General features: G+C 48.5%; 20 protein-coding genes. 7 read left to right on the top strand and 13 right to left on the bottom strand.

Annotation, left to right across the window (positions count from 1 at the left end; all coding sequences use genetic code 11):
• Positions 1-101: 101 nt before the first annotated feature.
• The 13 genes from KGF70_RS02320 to KGF70_RS02260 all read right to left on the bottom strand — a co-directional run bounded on the left by KGF70_RS02320 (position 102) and on the right by KGF70_RS02260 (position 10,600).
• Positions 102-1,001 (bottom strand): hypothetical protein, encoded by a 900-nt coding sequence (locus KGF70_RS02320; RefSeq protein ID WP_216767595.1) that lies wholly within the window; start codon positions 999-1,001, stop codon positions 102-104.
• A gap of 15 nt (positions 1,002-1,016) precedes the next feature.
• Positions 1,017-1,997, bottom strand: coding sequence for a hypothetical protein (locus KGF70_RS02315; protein WP_065674677.1), 981 nt, complete (start codon positions 1,995-1,997; stop codon positions 1,017-1,019).
• A gap of 10 nt (positions 1,998-2,007) precedes the next feature.
• Complete coding sequence (locus KGF70_RS02310) at positions 2,008-2,328, bottom strand: hypothetical protein (protein ID WP_088769654.1); 321 nt, start codon at positions 2,326-2,328, stop codon at positions 2,008-2,010.
• Between the two features lie 430 nt (positions 2,329-2,758).
• Positions 2,759-3,412, bottom strand: coding sequence for a response regulator transcription factor (locus KGF70_RS02305; protein WP_050340064.1), 654 nt, complete (start codon positions 3,410-3,412; stop codon positions 2,759-2,761).
• 249 nt (positions 3,413-3,661) lie between these two features.
• Complete coding sequence (locus tag KGF70_RS02300; protein WP_216767594.1) at positions 3,662-4,696, bottom strand: sensor histidine kinase; 1,035 nt, start codon at positions 4,694-4,696, stop codon at positions 3,662-3,664.
• Positions 4,629-5,114, bottom strand: a complete 486-nt coding sequence (locus tag KGF70_RS02295; RefSeq protein ID WP_253955596.1) for a GAF domain-containing protein — start codon at positions 5,112-5,114, stop codon at positions 4,629-4,631. The genes KGF70_RS02300 and KGF70_RS02295 overlap by 68 nt, the downstream gene beginning before the upstream one ends.
• A gap of 937 nt (positions 5,115-6,051) precedes the next feature.
• Positions 6,052-6,312, bottom strand: coding sequence for a hypothetical protein (locus tag KGF70_RS02290; protein WP_216786391.1), 261 nt, complete (start codon positions 6,310-6,312; stop codon positions 6,052-6,054).
• Positions 6,302-6,871, bottom strand: coding sequence for a molybdenum cofactor guanylyltransferase (locus tag KGF70_RS02285; protein ID WP_216767592.1), 570 nt, complete (start codon positions 6,869-6,871; stop codon positions 6,302-6,304). Before KGF70_RS02285 ends, KGF70_RS02290 begins: the two co-directional genes overlap by 11 nt.
• A gap of 16 nt (positions 6,872-6,887) precedes the next feature.
• Positions 6,888-7,379 carry a cyclic pyranopterin monophosphate synthase MoaC gene (gene moaC, locus KGF70_RS02280; protein WP_050340068.1) on the bottom strand — a complete coding sequence of 164 codons (492 nt, stop codon included), beginning with the start codon at positions 7,377-7,379 and terminating at the stop codon, positions 6,888-6,890.
• A gap of 5 nt (positions 7,380-7,384) precedes the next feature.
• Positions 7,385-7,888 carry a molybdopterin-guanine dinucleotide biosynthesis protein B gene (mobB, locus tag KGF70_RS02275; RefSeq protein ID WP_216767591.1) on the bottom strand — a complete coding sequence of 168 codons (504 nt, stop codon included), beginning with the start codon at positions 7,886-7,888 and terminating at the stop codon, positions 7,385-7,387.
• On the bottom strand, positions 7,867-9,081 hold the full coding sequence (locus KGF70_RS02270) for a molybdopterin molybdotransferase MoeA (protein ID WP_216767590.1): 1,215 nt from the start codon (positions 9,079-9,081) through the stop codon (positions 7,867-7,869). The genes mobB and KGF70_RS02270 overlap by 22 nt, the downstream gene beginning before the upstream one ends.
• Before the next feature lie 20 nt (positions 9,082-9,101).
• Positions 9,102-9,569: a MogA/MoaB family molybdenum cofactor biosynthesis protein gene (locus KGF70_RS02265; RefSeq protein ID WP_216767589.1), complete on the bottom strand. Its 468-nt coding sequence runs from the start codon at positions 9,567-9,569 to the stop codon at positions 9,102-9,104.
• Complete coding sequence (locus tag KGF70_RS02260) at positions 9,566-10,600, bottom strand: HesA/MoeB/ThiF family protein (protein WP_216767588.1); 1,035 nt, start codon at positions 10,598-10,600, stop codon at positions 9,566-9,568. Before KGF70_RS02260 ends, KGF70_RS02265 begins: the two co-directional genes overlap by 4 nt.
• 307 nt (positions 10,601-10,907) lie before the next feature.
• On the opposite strand from KGF70_RS02260, the gene KGF70_RS02255 reads away from it, so the two are divergent.
• The 7 genes from KGF70_RS02255 (at position 10,908) to KGF70_RS02225 (ending at position 20,589) form a co-directional block, all read left to right on the top strand.
• Entirely contained in the window at positions 10,908-14,579 is a 3,672-nt protein-coding gene (locus tag KGF70_RS02255; RefSeq protein ID WP_216767587.1) for a nitrate reductase subunit alpha, read from the top strand.
• Entirely contained in the window at positions 14,569-16,128 is a 1,560-nt protein-coding gene (gene narH / locus KGF70_RS02250) for a nitrate reductase subunit beta (protein WP_216767586.1), read from the top strand. Before KGF70_RS02255 ends, narH begins: the two co-directional genes overlap by 11 nt.
• Complete coding sequence (gene narJ, locus KGF70_RS02245) at positions 16,121-16,690, top strand: nitrate reductase molybdenum cofactor assembly chaperone (RefSeq protein ID WP_088769646.1); 570 nt, start codon at positions 16,121-16,123, stop codon at positions 16,688-16,690. Before narH ends, narJ begins: the two co-directional genes overlap by 8 nt.
• Complete coding sequence (narI, locus tag KGF70_RS02240) at positions 16,687-17,376, top strand: respiratory nitrate reductase subunit gamma (RefSeq protein ID WP_003638514.1); 690 nt, start codon at positions 16,687-16,689, stop codon at positions 17,374-17,376. Before narJ ends, narI begins: the two co-directional genes overlap by 4 nt.
• 561 nt (positions 17,377-17,937) lie before the next feature.
• Positions 17,938-18,900, top strand: a complete 963-nt coding sequence (locus KGF70_RS02235) for a hypothetical protein (protein ID WP_105920875.1) — start codon at positions 17,938-17,940, stop codon at positions 18,898-18,900.
• Between the two features lie 29 nt (positions 18,901-18,929).
• On the top strand, positions 18,930-19,343 hold the full coding sequence (locus KGF70_RS02230) for a hypothetical protein (protein ID WP_003638516.1): 414 nt from the start codon (positions 18,930-18,932) through the stop codon (positions 19,341-19,343).
• A gap of 529 nt (positions 19,344-19,872) precedes the next feature.
• Positions 19,873-20,589, top strand: a complete 717-nt coding sequence (locus KGF70_RS02225; protein WP_003638517.1) for a Bax inhibitor-1/YccA family protein — start codon at positions 19,873-19,875, stop codon at positions 20,587-20,589.
• Positions 20,590-21,735: the final 1,146 nt, after the last annotated feature.

The following is a 21,735-nucleotide window of genomic DNA, read 5'->3' as shown; positions in this document are numbered from 1 at the left end:
GCGGCTAGTTGTTGATGTGAGATGAGGTTGAACCAGAATGATAACGATGAATATCCGCTAGCAACGGTTGTCGACGAGCCCATCAATGTTCGTCTCGTTACCTATGCTTCGCTGTTAGTTGCTGTCAGTCGTTCCAAGGCCCGTTCAACGCGTTGGCGCGTGTCACCGGCGGGTAATTGCTGGCAATCCAGACGGGCTTGATCGACCAGTTCATTGGCCATCGTGAGGGCGGGTTCCAGTCCAGTCGCGAGGACTTTTTGTTGGGCGGCCACGAATTGGTCGGCAGTGGGCTGGTGCGCTTGATGGAAGAAGTCGTAGAAATAACCCGCTTCATTTTCAAAGCCAAAGAGTAGCGGCAATGGGTAGTCGCCACGTAACAGTCGTTCATGAAAATCGGCGATCTGCCGCGTATCTTGAACGTCATGGTGAATCTTGGCGATGATCCCAATCGTTTCCCCGATGGCGCGGGCTAGGCCGCTCACAGCTGCGTCGGTATCGGCAAGACTTGCGGCGAGTTCCGCACTCAGACCAGTCAGTCGGGCCGAGCGATCCTTGGTATCCTTTAGAAAGTCGGCAATGCGTTCGCGCTGGTTGAAGTTCAGTCGCAACCGGTTGAGATTAGCGAGCGGTAACTCGGTGGCGGCCGTAAATAGGTCTTGTTTCGTGGTATCGGCTAGACCAGTCGCATGAACCACTAACTGATTGAAACGTTGGCCCAGATATTGACTGGCATAGGCCTGTGCTTTACTGATGGCCAAGTCGTTCAGGGTCGGTTTAGGTGTGAAACTGGCACGATTCAGATTGGTCGCCAGCGCCAAACACTCGACGGCTTGTGTCAATTCGGATGTCGGACTACCGGCACCAAACAGCGTGTAAACCGCTTGGCGCTCATGGTGCGCATCAGTATCGACGTCCGTTAATAAATCACGGACAGGGGCAGGTAGGTGGGCCAGTAATTGTTGAAAATCGTCTTCCAAGGCGACGTCATAATCTAGTAACATGCATGTTTGCCCCCATTAATCTTGAAATTGATCCACTTCGCGGGCCAGTTGTTCGGCAATTGGGACGAAAATATCGCTGAAATACTTGTCCATGTCGATTCGAGTTGTCGTATCATCCAGGGCCGCTTGTGCGCGCTGATAGGCATCGTTGCGCATGTTGATAATCAGTAGTTTTTTCTGATGATGCAGATGTTTGACGAGTTTGTCACCATTGGTCGTCTCACGATTCTTCTCGATGAAATAGTAAAGCGTCTCATAAAAAGTATTATCCAGTACCCAGAAGAGGGTGTTGCGTGAAACCTTGTCATTCATGACCTGGGCAAATAAATCGTCACCCAAAAGCTCATGTTTGACGAAAGCGGCTGCTGAAAGAACGATTGCCTGAATTTCGTGCATGTCAGCCATGTACGCGCTAAAATGGCCCAAGTCTTCGTCGGCTAATTCGAAACCTAATTTAGACTTCCGAGTGGCGGCATCCATCATCTTGAAGTTGTTTTGATACTCACTTTGGACATCGACACTATCGGCGATCAAATCGCGTTCCATTGTCACCAACAAGTTCTGATTGACTTGCAGGTCTGCTTTGACCACGGCCCAGATTTTGGCAAATTGCGTATTAAAGTCTGCGAATAATGCTTGCGTACTGTCTACGATTTGTTTTTGAACTTGGCCTTTTTCAGTATGAGGTGCAAATTGAACGACCAACGGAATTGAATCGTCATCTGCACTGAGACCAGCTTCTTCACGGCGTTTAGTTTCGTAGGCTTTTAATTCATCCAAACTCAGCAGACCCAGTGGCATGACGTTGATTTCACCATTCGTCGTCATGATTTGCAGTGAGAAGGGGGTGTCTGCGTGTTGGTTCATCGTGAATGACTTTAAAGTCTCGCTGAGCTTGCTACGGGTCCCCAATTCATCTTCAGGATCCGCATAGAAGCCAGCCGTATAAATGGCGATGTTATCATACTTTGCAGCTAATTTTTCTTGAATATCCATGAACGGCCTCCTATGCTTCTGGTTGGTTGTCAGTATCTGTCGCGGCGGCTGCTTCATTACCATCATTGTTATCGTTGGTATTGGTAAGGGCTTGCAATTTTGTCGTGCCCGCTTCAGTTAACGTCGCCTTGGTCAGGTCGATACTGGCCAAGGTATGACTGTAGTTGTCGTCCAGGGTCGCGTTGTTCAGGTAACCACGTTCAACAGCCACGCTCACTGTTTGGTAGAGCATTGAATTGGGATTGACTTGTCTTCCTTGGTGAAAACGGTGGGTCGCAACGTCCCGTAGGATTCCTAATAGTTCTTCATCTTGACTAACATTATGTGCCATGAGGTAGTGCTCCTTCCAAGTGCTTTTAACCCTAGTTTAGCGGACTGCATCGGTATTAGATATTGGGGAAATGACTAATATTACGTGGCGTGAATTTTGTTGGCGTGTTTCATCGAAAAAGGCTTAATTACGCCTGCTGAAGAATATTGGAAACCGTGTGAGCTGGCGTAGATTAGTGGTCGGCGTGGGCGCGAACTGGCTTTTTCGAGGACGAAATAGGGGCCCCATCGGTAGACGAACCCAAGCCAACTACTGCGCCCGTTTGAGATGCAAATAACGCCACTCGGCGAAGCGCCGGTTTAAGCATGAATCCATGACCAATTCACCCGTCTCAGACGTCCAGTAGCTAAATGTGGTTAAAAAAAGAACCCAGCCAGTGCTAGATTCTGCGGTGAAACAATTAAGTTAAAGACGCCACCCATCGTGCCGATTAGAAGTCAATCAAATGATGGTGAATAGCGTAGCGAATCAAATCTGCGCGGTTGTTGAGCGCTAGTTTATGCATAATATTGGCTTTATGCGCTTCAACCGTTTTAGTTGAAATAAACAGTTTGGCAGCAATTTCCTTGTTGGAGTAGCCTAACGCAACCAGTGGGAAGACTTCGCGTTCACGTTTGGACAGACCATTGTAGCCGGTCAGATTCGTGTCGACACCGTCTGAATTGATTTGCTGAACATCGGATTTGGTCATGACGATATTGGCATCGACATATTCCTCACCGCTCGCAACCGTTTTCAAGGCTTTCAGTAATTCATCGTCAGAAGAACTCTTCATGATATAGGACATGGCACCATTATGTAGCGCTTTATTGATGTACTCCTGTTCTTCGTGCATCGACAAAATTAAGATCCGGACATCCGGAAAATGTTCGTGAATGCGTTGGGTCGTGATGAGGCCACTTTCACCAGGGGGCATGCTTAAATCCATGACGAGGATATCCACGTCACCTTGTTCAACGCGTAGGTAGGTCGAAGTGCCATCCGCGGCTTCATCGATAACTTCAAAATTAGGTTGTTGGTTAATTAAGTAGGCTAACCCTGAACGGACGACGGCATGGTCATCCGCGATTAAGACGTGATACATGATAAAACAACTCCTCTATGTAAATTGGCAAATAGGCAAATATGGCAAAAGGTAACACTGGTGTCGTGCGGTTGGTAAACTTGGTGGGGCGGTAATGCAAGGCTTGTCCAGCCTGTTCAGTTGTGAGCGAGCAATCTCAGCGTGACTGCTTACTTGCCAGTTGGCTTCGATACACCAGGTTGACCCGCAATAGCTCTCGTTCGTGTCAGGCACTAATTAGCAACTAGGCACGAGCTTTTGATAACCGACTTAATTCGGTTCATTAGCCATCGGAAACTTTGCCGTAACGGTGGTGCCGTGTCCAGGTTGCGAATGAATACCAAACGTGCCGTTGAGTGCTTTGACCCGTTCATTCATATTCAATAGTCCCAGTGAGTGCCCGTTAAACCCGGATTGCGCAGGAACTGAAAAACCTTGGCCGTCGTCGATGACTTCGAGTGTAACGTAGTGATGATGGGCAACTAATAACAAATTGATTTCATTAGCGTGGGCGTGTTTAAGGGCATTATTGATTGACTCCTGGGCCAACCGGTAGAGCACGTTTTGCACGTCGGTCGAGAGCGGCATTGCCTTATCCTGGCCGGTAACGGTAATCGTGACGCCGGAGTTAGCCTGGAGACGTTTGGCGAGGGCCCGCAACGCGGCTAATAAGCCGAAATTGTCTAGGACTGAAGGTCGAATGTCCAGTGCCATACCTTTAACTTCGGCTAAGGTATCTTCCAGTTGTGTTTCAATCACTTGAGTCAAGGCTTGGGTCTGACTGGAATTCGCTTGATCATCGCTGATTCGACGCACGCCCATGATTGCGGAGTAAATTCCTTGGGCGATGCTGTCGTGAAGGTCCGCTGAAATTTTCTTACGTTCCTCTTCGTGTGCCCGGTTCACGTATGCGTTCAGTTGCCGTTGTTGCGCCAATTGATCCATTCGTTTGATGGTGCCCCGATTTTTGAGCGTCAGTGAGAAGACCCGCTCGTTTTTGTCGATGACGTGATAAATGAGAAAGTAATTGAGTGGGTGGGGCTTGTTGACCGCCAGCGTAATTGGAATCGAAATTTCCGGCATCAGATTGCGGATGACACAGTCAAAGCAATCATCAGTCGTATTAAATTTTTGTTGAACCGCGTTATCCGCGACTTGTACTAAATAATTGGGGTCGAAATCCAATTCCGCTTGCAAATCACGGGCGAGTTGATTACTGATGACGAGTTGTTCATCTTTAAAAATCAGCACCGCATCCGTTGCCTCTGCAAAGTATTGTTGAATCCAATGATTTGATTCTAGCAAAAAGTCGGCCTCCCTTCGCCGAATTAAAAAGTGGCCAAATAACGGGAAAGCCGACTAGCAGCACTCCGACGACTAATCGAAGGGGGGTCGCTAGAATCGGAATCGCTGCGGCCGCCGTCAATGATTCACTGGCGGCAATCGGGGTATACAGGGCATCACTGTAACTGGTGGCACGTAACGCATTCTTCCAAAATGGTTTACCCGTGCGAACCACTAATCCGGCAATGCCAATCCCACTACGCAATACGATATTACGAAACTGCTCACTTTGATTTCCGGCAACGTATTGCCAAGTAATCTGATGGGGCGGTTGCGCACTTTGTAGGGCAATACCGACAAAGTCAAAATCGCTTGTCTGGTAGAGTTGGTCAACGACCTGTTGATAATTTGGTCGATTGGCATTTTCAGCTAAGGTCACTTTTTATTCCTCCTTTATCATACCATGATTACAACGGTTTGAAACCGATTTACACATTTTTATTTTTTACAATTATACATAAATGGAATATTTTATCAGATTTATGCCAACTTATTTATTTTACCTTATTACTATAGTTAATGGGTAGCGTCTTGAAATCATTGTGCTAATTAAGTTGTCTTGAAGCATGATTAAATCATGCCAGTTGGTGGATTCCTGTCCGTCAGCCGATACGTGCCTTAGTCCGACTTCCGGGGCCGGCTGACAACGCTGGAACAGGGCGGACATCGATTTGAACTCACGCAGCAACCCACTGCGCAATTTCAAATACGAGTCTTCTTCTAGCCCGGGAAACCCGCCCGGACAAGAAGAACTTCGCCCTTGAGCATTGTCCGGCGGGCCGGCCAGTCGGGAACTCGCTCGAATGGCGGATGAACGGCCACCTATCTTAGTGCAATTGACCAATGAATATTTAGTTGCAGTAACTTCAAACAAACTTTGGATCAGCATTACACTGATTTGTCGCATTTAAATGTTACCCGACCATCCAAATGTTGGTAAAATGCCATGAAATTAGTCGATAGTCCTGGCTTTCACTTAGCATAAAGGTTTTGTCAGCTCAGGCGAGTAGATAAAATCTATACAACCTTCAGTAATGCTGCTGAGTCTTGTAATTAAACACGAGTATGATCGCTTTCGTCAAAAAATAGTCATAAACGGTTTATTACCAAAAAGACTGTTTACGAAGAATCGACGACTAGTCCGTTAAAAGGTTGGGTCCGCATATGTCTGCCTTTCGAATATTATCCAGCGTTGTCAGAAACGCCTGTAAGCCGGCTTAGGACGCGGACATAAAGCAACTTTACGCAAGCCTGAACTGTTCCCAGAGGGCCTCAGCTGGTGTGTTTTGATTTGGAAAGTAATATCAAAACAGCGCTTAAGATTCCCGGTATTGATCCGCAATATCTAATTTGAAATCAGGATCGACGAATTGCCGGTAGTGTTCGTAGTCTTGGCGGACGGCGCGTAGCTGCATATCGAGTTTATCCAATTGATCATCTTTTTCAAGTGAGCGCATTTCTTCGTTGACTTCACTGACGCGGTTTTCGAGCATGGTCTGGCGAAGTCCTAAGTCGGTCAGGGCCACCTGTAATAATTTTTGAAAATCACGGTCGGACATGTCTGCTTTAGTTAACATCTGTAAGTGCCTCCAGTTTATTTAAATTGATTAGTGCACGGCTAGCAGGAAAAGTGATGGGAACAGCCTGGCAAGTGGCGGTCATAAAGTGGCTGACCCGTAAATCACCTAATAATAAATCGTCGCGGACGATGGCTTGACTCGTTTGAAAGTGGCTGACGAGGTAGTGGTCGCGCGTCGGTGTGGCCGCGTAGCAGTTGGCTGCGGTCGTTAGAGTCGTCAAAATGGTCGTGGTCATTAGGGGATAGTCGACGGCTAATAACAAGTAGTCAGTGAGTTCAGGCGAAAGACAGGTTGCCGCGTAGATACCGCTGAGCGGACCTTGCTGTACAAACGGGGCTTGATCGCGGGTGACGGTCACGTGCTGGTCGCTTGCAAATTGGGCCGCGAGCGCACTGAAATTGTTGGCATTCGCGCTAACAATCACGTGCTCGCACAGTAGTTGTAACTTGGCCGCAGCCAAACCGACATTGTTGAGTGGCTGATTGGTCAACTGGTAACGGGCTTTATCTTGACCAAAGCGTTGCGATTGACCGCCTGCTAAAACGATTCCCAGCATTTCTAGGCCTTCTTTCTTATGATTCCGGTGTGTCGTGATAAACGAAGTGGCCGCTTTTGCCACCATCTTTTTCAACGAGGTGGATGTCACTGATCAGCATCCCACGGTCGATTGCCTTGCACATGTCGTAGATCGTCAGTAAAGTCACCTGAACGGCAAGTAACGCTTCGATTTCAACGCCGGTGACGTGTTTGGTCTTGACGAGCACGTCGACGGTGATGGTGTCGGTGTCATTATCGCTAAAATGAATGTCGACGCCCGTCAGTGGAATCAGGTGGCACATGGGAATCAGATTGCTAGTCTGTTTAGCTGCCATGATACCAGCCACTTGGGCGACTGCGAGTACGTCGCCTTTTTTTATTTGACCATCGTGAATCCGCTGAAGCGTCGCGGGGTGCATCGAGATTTGGCCGGTGGCGGTCGCGACGCGGTGAGTGACGGCCTTGTCGGTGACGTCGACCATCTTCGCGCGGTTCTGGTCGTTAAAATGCGTCAATGAATCTGTCATAGAAATCAGTCCTTCGTTTCCTTGAAATTAAAGTCCGTTAAGTAGTGCTGTTGAAACCAGTCGCAGATGGCTGGCGCCCCAATCAGCGTTGCGTCTGGATGGGCGGTTAAACTAGCGAACACTTGAATGTTCGGGTACGCGGCAAAATCGGTCGCGTGATCTTCTGGTCGTAGCAAGACCAACTTGGGGTAGTCGGCTTGCTTGAATCCTTCTAGTAAAATAACGTCGGTCGTCGCCGGGAGCTGCGCAATCAAAGCGCTGACGGGCGGCATTTGCAGTGTCGTTTGATGATAAAACGTGCCGTTGGCTGACTGTAGCAGGACGGCGTGGGCACCGGCGTCACTAAAACGTGCGGTATCGGTGCCAGGCACGTCCATACTGCTATCATGGGCGTCGTGTTTGAGTACGCCCACGCGTAATTGTTGTGCGCTGAGTTGCCGAACCAAAGCCGTCGTAATCAGCGTTTTACCACTTTTTTTATAACCAATTATTTGAAAGGTAAGAGCCATGTTTCCACCTCGGCATTGAGTGCGATCGGTTGGTTACTGTGTGGAATCTTAATCAAACACGTCGTCGTTTGTAGGTTGCTGAGCGCGCCTGAACGGTCAGGGCCATTCGGATAAGTGGCGTACTGGCCATCTTCAACGGTGTAAGTCGCGCGTAGGATGCGGTCGAAGCCGTTGGTCTTATGATATGGCGCGGCCAAGCGTGACGTGACTTTTTGCAGGCGAGTAGCTTGATGGACAAACCGCCGTAACAATGGTTCGACGTACAGGTAAAAGCCAGTGTAGCAGGCGCCCGGATTACCAGATAAGGCCATGACGAGGGTCTGGTCTTGCACGAACGCGGTGGTGACGCTACCGGGACGCTGCTTGATTTTATTGAACAACAATTCGTCAGCTTGACGTGCTGTATCGCCGATGAAGTCAAAGTCACCGACTGAAACGCCGCCGTCTGTGATAACAATGTCGTTTTCGGCAATGGCTTTTTGGAGCGAAGCTTGGAGCAAATCGTTGTCATCGACGAGCTGTTCAACACTCGTCACGATACCGCCATTTTCACGGACGAGTTCAGGAATCAAGATACCGTTACTATTGTAGATTTTACCTTCTTGGACGGGTTCGTCAGCTGCCATCAATTCACTACCAGTCGTGATGACTGCGACGCGTGGCTGCCGATAAACAGTAACCCTTTGAACGCCGAGTGCCGTCAAACCAGCCAGTCCGCCGGGATTTAATTCGGTGTCTTTTTCAATCAAAACATCGCCGGCCTGATATTCTTCGCCGATTTCGGTAATGTTGCTGTGCTTTTCTGGAACGACGATGTTGATGTGGTGATCGTCGAGGTCGCGGGTCTTTTCCAGCATGACAACGACACCAGCGTCAACTGGGACGTCCGCCCCCGTCATGATACGGACGGCTTCATTTTGGCCCAGTGGTTGATGGAAGGTGGCGCCAGCTGGGACGTTGCCGACGACTTTAAATTCATGTGGATAATCGTGGTCGTCCGCGTGGCGAATCGCGAAGCCGTCAACACCGGACCGCCGGAAATGCGGATAGGCGAAGGGGGCGGTCACCGTTTCAGCCAAGACGCGGTGATTGGCTTCTGCGACAGGAATCGTTTCGGTGACGGTTGGCAGTGCAACGTTGTTGATTTTAGCTTGGGCTTCGGTAATTGAGATCGGATATCTTCTAGTTAACATAGCGATTACTCCTTGTTTCGTTATTTGTGACGTTCATATAGCAAGTGTTCAAATTCAGGTAAGATCAATTGATTCAGGGCCGTGCGACAGGCATTAGTAGACCCGGGTAGGCAGTAGCAGAGCTGGTTGCGTACGTTGAAACCAGCTTCGGCTTTAGAAGCTAGCGCCCGGGTGCCGATTTCTTCAAACGACAGCTCTCGGAAGGCTTCACCAAAGCCTGGAATCATAGTAGGCAGTAACGGTGTCAGTGCGGCAATCGTCACATCGCGTTGCGCAATGCCAGTACCGCCATTCGTGACGATCAGGTCGGGTCCGAGTTGTTCAAAGGCCAGGAATTGCTGCTGAATGTCTACGATGTCATCAATGACGACGTGACGTGCCATGACAGTGACCCCATGGCTTTCAAGCTGTGAGGCAATCAATTTGCCAGACTTATCCGTTCGCAAGTCGCGGGTATCGCTGACGGTCAAAATACAAGCACGAGTCATGAAACGCTCACCTCCAGAAATGGGTTTAATTGGGTTTGTAACCGGTTGAATAATTGGGTTGCGGCTGTGATATCAGGTAGACCATAGAGCAGGATCTTACCGTTTTTGAAAATACTGACAGTTTTGTCTTCGGCGGTAAAGCTGACAAAACTGGCGTGGGCGTTGACCGTTAACTGACGGTCGACGAGCCAGTCACTGATTGCTGCGAGTTGGGGCCGACTATTCAAGCGGCCCTGATAGGTCTCCGTCCCACAGAGGACTTGTACCTGATTCGGAATCGCGGGCTCAGTCAAGTCCCAATCGGTGCGCTGACAAGTTGGACAGGCCGGATTCTTACGCACGCGAAATGCTTGTTGTGACAGTTGCCAATTGTCGACCGTGGTGAGTTGGTCGAAGTTGACCGTGCTGGCATCGACTAAATAATGTAGTGCGAGTGAAACTTGTAGACCAGCGATAATTGGAACGAGCGCCGTGTTGACACCCAGTAAGTCACAGTCAGTCTGCTGAAGTTCAGCAAGATTGGGGTAGACACAATTGAGGCAAGCGTGCTGGCGTGCTCGAATCGGCATCACGCTACCAAACGTCCCCGCACAGCTTGCAAAAATATAATCAAAATTTCGCACGAGCGCGGCTCGATTCAATAAGATCCGTGCGCCATAGTTATCTAAACAATCGAGAACCAGGTCGAACGTCGTTTCCTGTAAAAGGTCACCGGATAGCGATGTGGGCATTGCCGTGATGTCAACCTGATGATTGATTGCCAATAAATGACGTTTTGCTGCGTCAACTTTGAGGGCGCGCTGCTGCACATCGGCTTCCGTAAATAGCGTTTGACGCTGAAGATTCGTCAGTGACACCGTATCTGGGTCAACCAGAATCAAGTGACCGACGCCAGAACGGACGAGCTGTTCAGCCGCATAGCTACCCAAAGCGCCGACGCCGGCAATTAAGATGGTCGCCGCGCTGATCTTCGCCTGCCCAGCGGCACCAATGGCGGCCACGCGTTCTTGGCGGTCGTAACGATTTAGCATGTGCTCATCTTCTTTCTACATATTAAATATTGTGCGAATTTTGTGAATCATAATCTAAAGATGCTAATTTTAATGGTAACTATTCTTAAAATCAGACGTCTAATTTCATTCATGCGCCATAAATGGTAAAACCGCATCCGTTCGGCGTTGTTGACCGATAAGGCCCATTTAAAATTCAATGGCTAAAACGAAAAAATATAGGTGTTTCCCTAGTCGAAGTATAACAAAACGCCTGCTACCATAGATATTAGGGAAATGGCTTACTTTTAATTCAAGCCGTTTACACGTGATAAAGGAGGTCTTATCGGTGAAGAAATCTCGGTTCTTTAAAAACGTCGAGAAGTTCAACGGCACGTTCACACAGCTGGAAGAAAATAGCCGGCGCTGGGAACGACTCTACCGGGAACGCTGGTCGCATGATAAAGTGGTCCGCACGACTCACGGCGTCAACTGTACCGGTTCATGTAGCTGGAATGTGTATGTTAAGCAAGGCATCATTACTTGGGAACATCAGGCAACGGATTATCCGGAATGTGGGGTGAACATGCCTGGATACGAACCACGGGGCTGTCCGCGGGGGGCTAGTTTTTCTTGGTATGAATATAGTCCGGTTCGGATCAAGTATCCTTATATTCGGGGCAAATTATGGCAATTATGGACGGATGCCAAAAACGCGCACACTAATCCGTTAGACGCCTGGGCCAGCATTGTCGAAGACCCAGAAAAGACTAAGCTGTATAAGTCAGCTCGTGGTCATGGCGGCATGGTGCGGGTCCATCGCCCAGAAGCACTTGAATTGATTTCAGCCATGTTACTTTACACCATTAAAACGTATGGTCCGGATCGGTTGGCCGGGTTTACGCCAATTCCGGCGATGTCGATGATCAGTTATGCCTCCGGAGCTCGTTTCATGTCACTACTTGGTGGTGAGATGCTCAGCTTCTACGACTGGTACGCGGACTTGCCACCGGCTTCCCCACAAATCTGGGGTGAACAAACCGATGTGCCCGAATCAGCGGATTGGTACAACAGTCAATATATTATGATGTGGGGCTCGAACGTCCCACTGACGCGGACACCCGATGCCCATTTCATGACGGAAGCCCGGTATCACGGCGCCAAAATCGTGGCGGTCAGTCCAGATTATGCAGAAAACGTCAAGTTTGCGGATAACTGGCTGGCACCTAATCCGGGTTCCGATGCCGCTTTGGCACAAGGCATGACGCACGTGATTTTGCAAGAGTTCTACCAGAATCGCCAAACGCCAGAATTTTTGAATTATGCCAAGCAATATACGGACTTGCCATTCATGGTCATGCTGAAACCGAGTGCGGCTAATGATAGCGATTACACCTCTGGACGGTTCGTTCGAATCTCTGACTTACAAGGCAAGCAGTCAGCGGTGAATGCGGAATGGAAGCCAGTCGTCTTTGACCAGAATCAACAGCAAGTCGTCGTGCCAAATGGGACGCTTGGGCAACGCTGGGAAGCTGGTCAGCAGTGGAATTTGACTTTGAAAGACGCAGACGGCAACGACATCGACCCACAACTCACGATTAACGCCGAACAACAAGTCGTGATTGATTTTCCAACTTTCGATGCTGATGGAAATGGCGTGCTCAAACGCCACGTCCCCGTCCAAACGGTCACTTTCGCGGATGGTCAACAACAGTTAGTCACGACCGTTTACGAATTAATGTTGGCTCAATATGGGATCGACCAAGGCACGCACGATGAATTGGCAGCGAGTGGTTACGATGATGTCAACAGTCGCTACACGCCAGCATGGCAGGAGACGGTCACCGGGGTCAAAGCCTCATTAGTCGTTCAAATCGCCCGCGAGTTTGCCCAAAACGCCTTAGATACTGGCGGTAAGACAATGGTCATCATGGGTGCTGGTATCAACCACTGGTTCAACTCTGACATGACGTATCGTTCGATCATCAACAACTTGATGTTGTGTGGTTGTGAAGGCGTCTCTGGTGGTGGCTGGGCGCACTATGTCGGCCAAGAAAAATTACGGCCACAAGAGGGCTGGAGTACGATTGCCTTTGCCAATGACTGGCAGGCGGGTGGTGCCCGGCAACAAAACGGGACCTCGTTCTTCTACTTTGCTTCTGACCAGTGGAAGTACGATGAACTCGATAATGCCGCACAGAAGTCACCGGTCAGTGGCTCTGCACACGCCTATGAACATGCGGCGGACTACAACCAGCTTGCGATTCGGCTCGGATGGTTACCATCGTATCCACAGTTTGATCGCAGTTCGCTGGCATTCGCTAAACAGTATGACTCGACTGACATCAATGAAATCTCGAAGCACGTGGTTGAAGAATTGAAATCTGGTCAGTTGCACTTTGCGGCGGAAGACCCAGATGCCAATCAAAATCAACCGAAAGGCCTATTCATCTGGCGTTCGAACCTCTTTACCTCTTCTGGTAAGGGGCAAGAATACTTTATGAAACACTTGTTAGGGGCTGAAAATGGCTTGTTGGCAAAATCCAATAGTCGTTGTCAACCAGAAGAAATGGTGTGGAACGATGACACGATCACCGGTAAGCTCGATTTAGTCGTTGACATGGACTTCCGGATGGTCGCAACGCCGATGTACTCCGACGTGATTTTACCAGCGGCAACTTGGTACGAAAAAGCTGACTTGTCCTCGACGGATATGCATCCGTTCATTCACCCGTTCAACGCAGCCATCAACCCAATGTGGGAATCCAAGAGTGACTGGCAACAGTTTAAGACGTTAGCCAAGACGTTCTCTGATATGGCGAAAAAGTACTACCCAACGCCACAGTACGACTTGAAGACCCAACCACTTGGCCACGATTCCAAGGGCGAGATCAGCCAACCATTAGGTGAGATTCGTGATTGGAAGAAGGGTGAAATTGACGCGATTCCTGGTCAAACGATGCCAGCCTTGTCATTGATCAAACGGGATTACACCCAAGTTTATGACAAGTACATTGCGTTAGGACCAAATGCCCGCGGCAAAGTCGGTGGTCTAGGCTTCAGTTATGATGTGTCACCGGAATACGATGAACTCAAGGATATCTTGGGTGAATATGACCGCGGTATCAACGAAGGCTGTCCAAAGCTCGACCAAGACAAACGCGTCGTTGATGCGATCTTGCATCTGTCGAGTACGTCGAATGGTCACGTGGCCAAGAAGGCCTGGGCCAATGCTGAAACCGTTACTGGTCGGCCATTGAGCGATATTAGTGCCGGTCGGACTGAAGAGCAGATGACGTTTAAGAGTATTACGGTGCAACCGGCAGAAGCCATTCCGACGCCAATCTTTACGTCGGCTAAGCATGACGGCGACCGCTACTCACCATTTACGGTCAACGTTGAACGGTTAGTGCCATTCCGGACCTTGACTGGGCGGCAACAATTTTACTTGGACCATGAAATCTTCCAAGAATATGGTGAAAGTTTGGCCAACTATAAGCCGACCTTACCACCACAAGTTATGGCGCCTGGAGATACGGATGTTGCACCAGCCGACCATGAGCTGACATTGCGGTACATGACGCCACATGGCAAGTGGAACATTCACACGATGTACTACGATAATCTCGAAATGTTAACGTTGTTCCGGGGCGGTCCTAACGTCTGGTTGAGTCCGGTCGACGCCGATAAAGCCGGCATCAAGGATAACGACTGGCTGGAAATCTACAACCGTAACGGGGTCGTCACAGCGCGGGCCGTTGTTTCGCATCGGATGCCTGCTGGAACGATGTATATGTACCATGCACAAGATATGGAAATTCAAGAACCGTTGTCGACCATTACCGGTAATCGGGGTGGGTCACACAACGCGCCAACCCAAATTCACGTCAAACCGACTCAGATGGTCGGGGGCTATGGTCAATTGAGCTACGGGTTCAACTACTACGGGCCAATCGGTAACCAACGGGACCTGTACGTGAACGTACGGAAGTTAAAGAAGGTGAACTGGAATGAAGATTAAAGCACAAATTGGGATGGTCTTAAACCTCGATAAGTGTATTGGTTGTCATACGTGTTCAGTCACATGCAAAAACACTTGGACCAATCGGCCTGGGGCGGAATACATGTGGTTTAATAACGTCGAGACCAAACCAGGGGTCGGCTACCCGAAACGTTGGGAGGACGAAGACCACTATAAAGGTGGTTGGGAACTCAACAGCAAGGGGAAACTTCAACTCCGGGCAGGGAACAAAGTCAATAAGATCGCGCTCGGAAAGATTTTCTATCAACCCGACATGCCAGAATTAGATGACTATTACGAACCATGGACTTATGATTATCAAACTTTATTCGGTCCAGAAAAGTCGCATCAGCCGGTTGCGCGGGCCCGTTCCCAAATTACCGGACTGAAGATGGACTTGAAGACGGGGCCTAACTGGGATGATGACTTAGCAGGCTCACCCGAATATTTCAAGGCTGACCCCAACATGGAAAAAATCGAGACCGACATCAAGGTCAACTTTGAACAGGCCTTCATGATGTACTTACCACGGCTCTGCGAACACTGTCTGAACGCACCCTGTGTGGCATCCTGTCCTTCTGGTGCGATGTATAAACGTGATGAAGATGGTATCGTGCTGGTGGACCAAGAACGGTGTCGCGGTTGGCGTTTCTGCATGACTGGCTGCCCTTACAAGAAGGTCTACTTCAACTGGAAGACCCACAAAGCGGAAAAATGCACGTTCTGTTACCCACGGATCGAAGAGGGTGAACCAACTGTCTGTGCCGAAACTTGTGTTGGCCGGATTCGCTACATTGGTGCCATGCTCTATGACGCTGACCGGGTAGAAGAAGCTGCTGAGACGCCTGAAGAAGATCAACTTTATCAAGCCCAACTGGACTTATTCTTGGATCCCAATGACCCAGAAGTGATCGAACAAGCGTTGGCTGACGGGATTTCAGAAGAAATGCTGGAAGCGGCACAAAATTCACCAATTTACCGGATGGCAGTCGAAGAAAAAATTGCCTTTCCATTGCATCCCGAATACCGGACAATGCCAATGGTTTGGTACATCCCACCGCTGTCACCAGTGATGAATTACTTTGAAGGCCGCGATTCGATCAAAGACCCTGAAATGATCTTCCCAGGGATCGACGAAATGCGGATTCCAGTGGATTATTTGGCTAGTTTACTAACTGGTGGCAATGTGCCGGCAATCAAGCACGCGCTCTACAAGTTAGCGATGATGCGGTTGTACATGCGGGCCAAGACCAGTGGCAAGGACTTTGACGTTGCCAAGTTACAACGTGTCGGTTTGACCACGGGTACTGCCACCTCACTGTATCGCTTACTGGCAATCGCCAAGTATGAAGACCGCTTCGTAATTCCACAAAATCACAAGGAACAGGTCGAGGATGCGCAGAGTGAACAGGGTGGCTTAGGCTACGATGAATGTGCCGGCTGTGCCTTAGCACCACAACACGGCAGTATGTTCAAGAAGGCTGAAGCTGGTGAATCGACCAACCAGATTTACGCAGAAAGTTTCTACGGGGGGATTTGGCGTGATTAATTTTAAACAATTGACAACCATCCGACCGGCCTTGGTGACACTGTCGCAACTGGTTGATTATCCAGATGAGGAGACGTTCACCGCCAGTAACCGCGCGGCACTCATGAGCTATCCCATCAACGCGCAAAAAGCGAAGTTGTTGGCCGCCTTTGATGCGATTGCCGCTCAAACACCACTCGAACAGCAGGCCCATTATGCCGGCTTGTTTGAAATGAATAAGCGTTACACCTTGTACATGAGCTATTACAAGATGACGGATTCACGCGAACGCGGCACGATTCTGGCCAAACTCAAAATGATGTATGAAATGTTTGGCTTGACGACGGTCAACAGTGAATTGGCAGACTTTTTGCCCTTGCTGCTAGAATTCCTGGCATACGGTCATTTCGAAGGGGACGCCCGGCAACAAGATATTAAGCTCGCCTTTCAAGTGATTGAAGATGGCACCTATACCTTATTGCAAAATGCCGCCGCGGACTTGGATGATCCGTATTTCCAACTTTTACAGGTCGTTCGGGCCACCTTACGAACCTGTGTCGAAACGGGGGTCGTGGCGTCATGAAAGATTTCTTCTCCGTGGTCGTATGGGTCATTTACCCGTATGCCATGTTGTTATCGTTCTTTTTCGGAACCTTTATCCGACTCAAGTTTTATCCAGCTAGCGTCACCGCAGTTTCCAGTGAAATGCTAGAAAAGAAAAAGCTGATGATTGGTGCGATCACCTTTCACGTTGGGATTATCCTAGCGTTCTTCGGCCACATCTTAGGAATTTTGATTCCCAAAGCTTTTACGGATTTCCTAGGGATTTCGGATGAAATGTATCATATGTTTGGCTCCCTGATGATGGGGACCGGTGCGGGGGTGTTAGCGCTGGCTGGGATGATTATCCTGACTTACCGGCGTTTCACCAATGTGCGGGTCTTCATGACCAGTTCGTGGAGCGACTTGATGGTCAACGTAGCCCTGTTGATTACGATTATCTTAGGGTTATCATCAACGCTGTCCGGGCCATTTCACCCGACCTTTGACTACCGGACGACTTTATCAGTCTGGGCGCGGTCCTTGTTCTACTTCCAACCAAAATGGTGGTTGATGGCCAACGTACCGTGGATTTACAAGATTCACGTGGTTTGTGGCTTTGCAATTTTCGGTTTCTTCCCGTACACCCGGTTGATTCACGCGATTGCGATTCCATATCAATACTTCTACCGCCGTTACATTGTGTATCGTCGGCGGCCACGGGTCTAGCAGCTATCGCTTAAATGTAAATTAACTAATGCTGGTCTTCGGACTTCGAGAATGCTGAATTCTTGAAGTCTGGGGGCCAGTTTTTGATTGCCGGCGGTGTTAGTTTGACGGTGATTTCGGGCTGATTTCAAAATGAGTAGGCGCAGGAGATTTGACGGGCACCTTGGTCAGAAAATGGCGTGGCCCGGAAGATTTGACGGTAGCTTGGACCGGCAATGGCTTGGACCTTTCGGCGTTAAGTTCGGTCTGGAACGGATTGATTCGAGAAATTCGACAGTCAAATTAGGCTTGAAAATGGCTTGGATGGGAGTTTTCGCGATGCGTTTAAATTAGAACTGATGGCGTCAAACGTCCCGCAGAACAGGCGGAACCAAGTTGTCCGCATCCCGCGAGTGGTTTTGACCAGCACGAATCGGCGGGTGTTCGGAAAAGCTGACGCGCGAATTAATGTGAGCGTGACCAAATTGTGAGCGGACGCGCTTTGGGGTGTTTCCCTAATAGGATTATGGTGGTGGGGGTGCTATGCTGAAATTAATTAAATTATTGGAAAGGAGTGCCGTCATGGCCAAGTTTAATTTTACATTGAATGCTGCGCGGATGGACGCGAGTGGACACTATGACTTTCAAAATGTCTTTGAGTTTCCCGATTTTATCGAAATGCGGCCGACGTTGCGGGCTGCCGTACGAACAGTCGCGCGCGAGGCGTTTGACCAACCCGTGTTGCCCGTTAAAGTCGAACGAATGACCACCTCGCTGGAAGAACAATTAGAGCGCGAAACCCGCAAGTATGAGCGTCAAGTGGGGGTTTATGAAAACCAAAAAGGGGAGCGTAATCAGCTCGTTCGGTTGTTCACCCACGTGTTACAAGTCATCAGTCGGACGGATGACATCACCGAAGAACTTGAGGACATTATTTACGCGGTCAACCAGACCCGGCTGAGTTTGATTGGCTTACCAGATCTGGAAGGCACGGGTGAACTGTATGACGCTGACCGCGACCGGGAGTTGATTCCGGGAACCTACTATCATTTTGTGACTCAGTTGTTAGTCAAGCCCTATTTGCGGGATGTAAGTGGCGAGCTGGTTCCCGAAAACGTGACGGCACCTGGGCGGCATTTGGTCGTGCGGATGACGACTTATGCTTATCGAGACTGGGATGCATATCTGGTACATGAATATGATGAACAGCATTTGATCAAAAATGAGAAGGGCCTGACCAACGCCGACTACTACGATAAGTTGGAAGCCGTCGAATTGAAATATGCCGATCATATCTATTCAGAAGTATTAGCGGATACGTACCAAGATTTCATCAAGATTTTAGTACCAGACCAGTTGCCGCGCTTTGAAATCATGTCGAGTGACTTGCGGCCGTTATTGGCAAAGAATCCTGGGCTGCGAATCCGACTGGCAGCAATCGTTAACCGTAATTTTAAACTCGATGCGCAGGGCTATGAACACGTGATGGATGCACCGCTAAAAGAAATTAAGCAAAAATACCAATTTTATCGGGAAAACTTTTAGCGAACTTTTAATGAAGGGGGCGGTGCAAGATGGCCGTTGATGCACAGTTAGGAACTGAAGCTTTTGAAAAGGTGATTTTTATGTTGGATGTGGTCCCAACCGCGAATAATATCCAGGAATTTGCGCTGCAGGGCAATCTGTATCCAGAGCCGATCGACGAGACGGCGTGGGCGCTGCCAGGATATTTGTCGGATGATTATAACGTCTTCTTGGTATTTGCGCCCAACGTCTTAAATCACTGGACAGTCACCTGCGCACAAGTCAAGATTGAAAATGGGCATGACATCACCGAGATGAGTAACGTGGTCCCAACTGGAACTGGGATGAACGCGATTGCCCATGCTAGCAAAGCTGGGGCGATTGAACTGTTGGCGTACTTTAAGACGCTGGAAGCAAATGGGCTCGGGCACTTTGATGATGAAATCTGGAAGTATGTTGAGTGAAATTTGAATCGTTGAATTTTAATAAATAGTCGTTGTGGAACTGGCCTGTGATTGGTGGTTGTATGGCGACTATTTTTAGTGAAAGACTGCTGCTTTACCGCATTCAGATGAAACTTTTTGTCCCGTTATATCAGGATGTCCAAGTGGGTGTGTTGTCACTGAATAGATTTCTCCTTGAGGAGTGCGTTACGGGTTGGCACGTCAGAACATGTCAGGCCCTGATCAATTGCTATCAGACGATATCAGTCTTATATCCAGGCAAATCATAGGTGTCCCCGACAAGCAATCATTAGAAATTCTTAGCAAATTCCCAAGCACAAACTATTTTACCTTCTTTGACTAATTTGATAAACTTAGGATAAGAAAGTTGAGGTGACTGATTGAGATGGCTAGTCATAGGCAAATGATTGACAAACTAGTGTGAGGAAGTTGCTAGCGCCGTATGCGTTAGTAACGATCCACTAACTCAATTTTAATCTTAACTCGGGAAACGTAACGAGTAGTCAATTTTAGGTGAAAGAGGGATTCTATGAACAATTTTCAAAATGACCCACAACCACGGACCATTAATACGCAAGTTGGGCTCCGTAGTTTCTTAACAAAAATGTATGGGTTCATGACGGTTGCTGTGTTGGTTTCAGCCTTGACCGTTTACTTATCAATGACCATGTTCCAGGCACAAATTTATGCTGCCTTCAATGCTCATCCAATCATGGCACTGGTTATTTTCATTGTTAGCATGTTCGTCATGATTGGCGGGATTCAAGCCAATGCAACGCGTAATCCAGCAATGAGTTTTACCTTGCTGATGCTGTTCTCAGTGGTCTTTGGGGTCGAAATGTCGATCATCTTATCCTTATACACGGGTGCGGTGATTACCGGGGCCTTCGTTGCTGCTGGTGCAGTTTTCGCCACGATGGCCGTTATTGGGACGACCACTAAGCGTGATATTTCACGGATCGGTAGCCATCTGATTGCCGCATTAATTGGTTTGTTTGTGGCTTCCATCGTTAACATGTTCTTACAAAGCGCCATGATTAGTTATATCTTCTCATACATCGGTGTCTTGATTTTCGCCGGTTTATCCATGTGGGATGCTAATCGGATGCGAGACATGTATTTACAATATGGTGACCAAGTTTCATCTACTGGTTTAGCCGTTACTGGGGCCTTACAACTCTATTTGGATTTTGTTAACTTATTCTTATACTTCGTCCAAATCTTCGGTGGTTCAAGCCGCGACTAATCACTAACAAAATAAGCTTCAAATTAGACACGCTAGCCCGTTCGGTTAGGGTGTCTTTTCGTTAGTATGCCGATATGGGCCAGCTGGTGGTTATGAGTTGTGATGCATAATTATTGAAACATGCGTCAATATGCGTCGTGCTAGTTATTATTTAGCATAAAAGCTGATTGAAACGTGCTAGTTGGATTGTTGTTCGTCAGCGGAGGCGAGCCCTATTCTGACCTCCGGGGCTGGCTGACAACGCTGGAACAGGGCGGACATCGATTTGAACTCACGCAGAAGCCCACTGCGCAATTTCAAATACGAGTCTTATCCTAAGCCGGAAGAAGACCACTTCCAGCTAAGAATAATTTGGCTACTGAGCATTGTCAGCCAGCCCCTCCGGTCGGGAACCCGCTCGAATGGCGGATGAACGGCCACTTATCTGGGTGCAATTGGCTAATGAATATTAGGTGACTGGTCCTTCAGATAAACCTTTTTAATTGGTATCGATGGTGGCTAAAAAACTCATCGAAATTTTCAGGCCAAGATTTTGTCGAGCGGACCTAATCGAAACTGCTTTGTTGGTAAATGACTGGATTACTGATTGCAAAGCATTAACGACTAATTAATTTTTAGCCTTATTCGAAGACATATCGAGTAAAGGATAGTAATCTGACACTTCTGTATTGACGACACTAGACGATAGACTAATGACTAAGAAAAAGTTTTAGACAAAACAAATCTAACAGTCAGATAACAGTTGTACTGTTTGATATGAATCAGTGATCAGTCTTTAAAAAAGTTGGGTCCGCACATTTCCGCCTTTCGAATACAATCCCGGCTGGAAGGTATTCTGGGCAAGGCCAAGTGGTGAAATTTCACTTAGCAAGCGTTTTTGGCTTGGTTAGTGAAAGACCAGTATTTAAGACGTGGGCTGTCGGCTTAAATCTGTGTCCACCACGTTCCGGCCATTGCACAGAATGCCTGGAAGCCGGTGTAGGAAGCATCTACTACAGCAAGTTTACGGTAACTCGCACTGTTTCCAGCGGGCCCCAGCTGGCAGCACTTGAACTTAGAAAATGGCACGTTTTAATCATGATTCATAACACACAATGCGTGTCAATATTCAAAGTCAAAGGCGGCCAGCTCACTAACGAACAGAAA

The organism is Lactiplantibacillus sp. 7.2.4 (genome assembly GCF_018991185.1).
GTDB classification, from domain to species: Bacteria; Bacillota; Bacilli; order Lactobacillales; family Lactobacillaceae; genus Lactiplantibacillus; species Lactiplantibacillus pentosus.
This window is presented reverse-complemented; position numbering and strand designations above follow the sequence as displayed.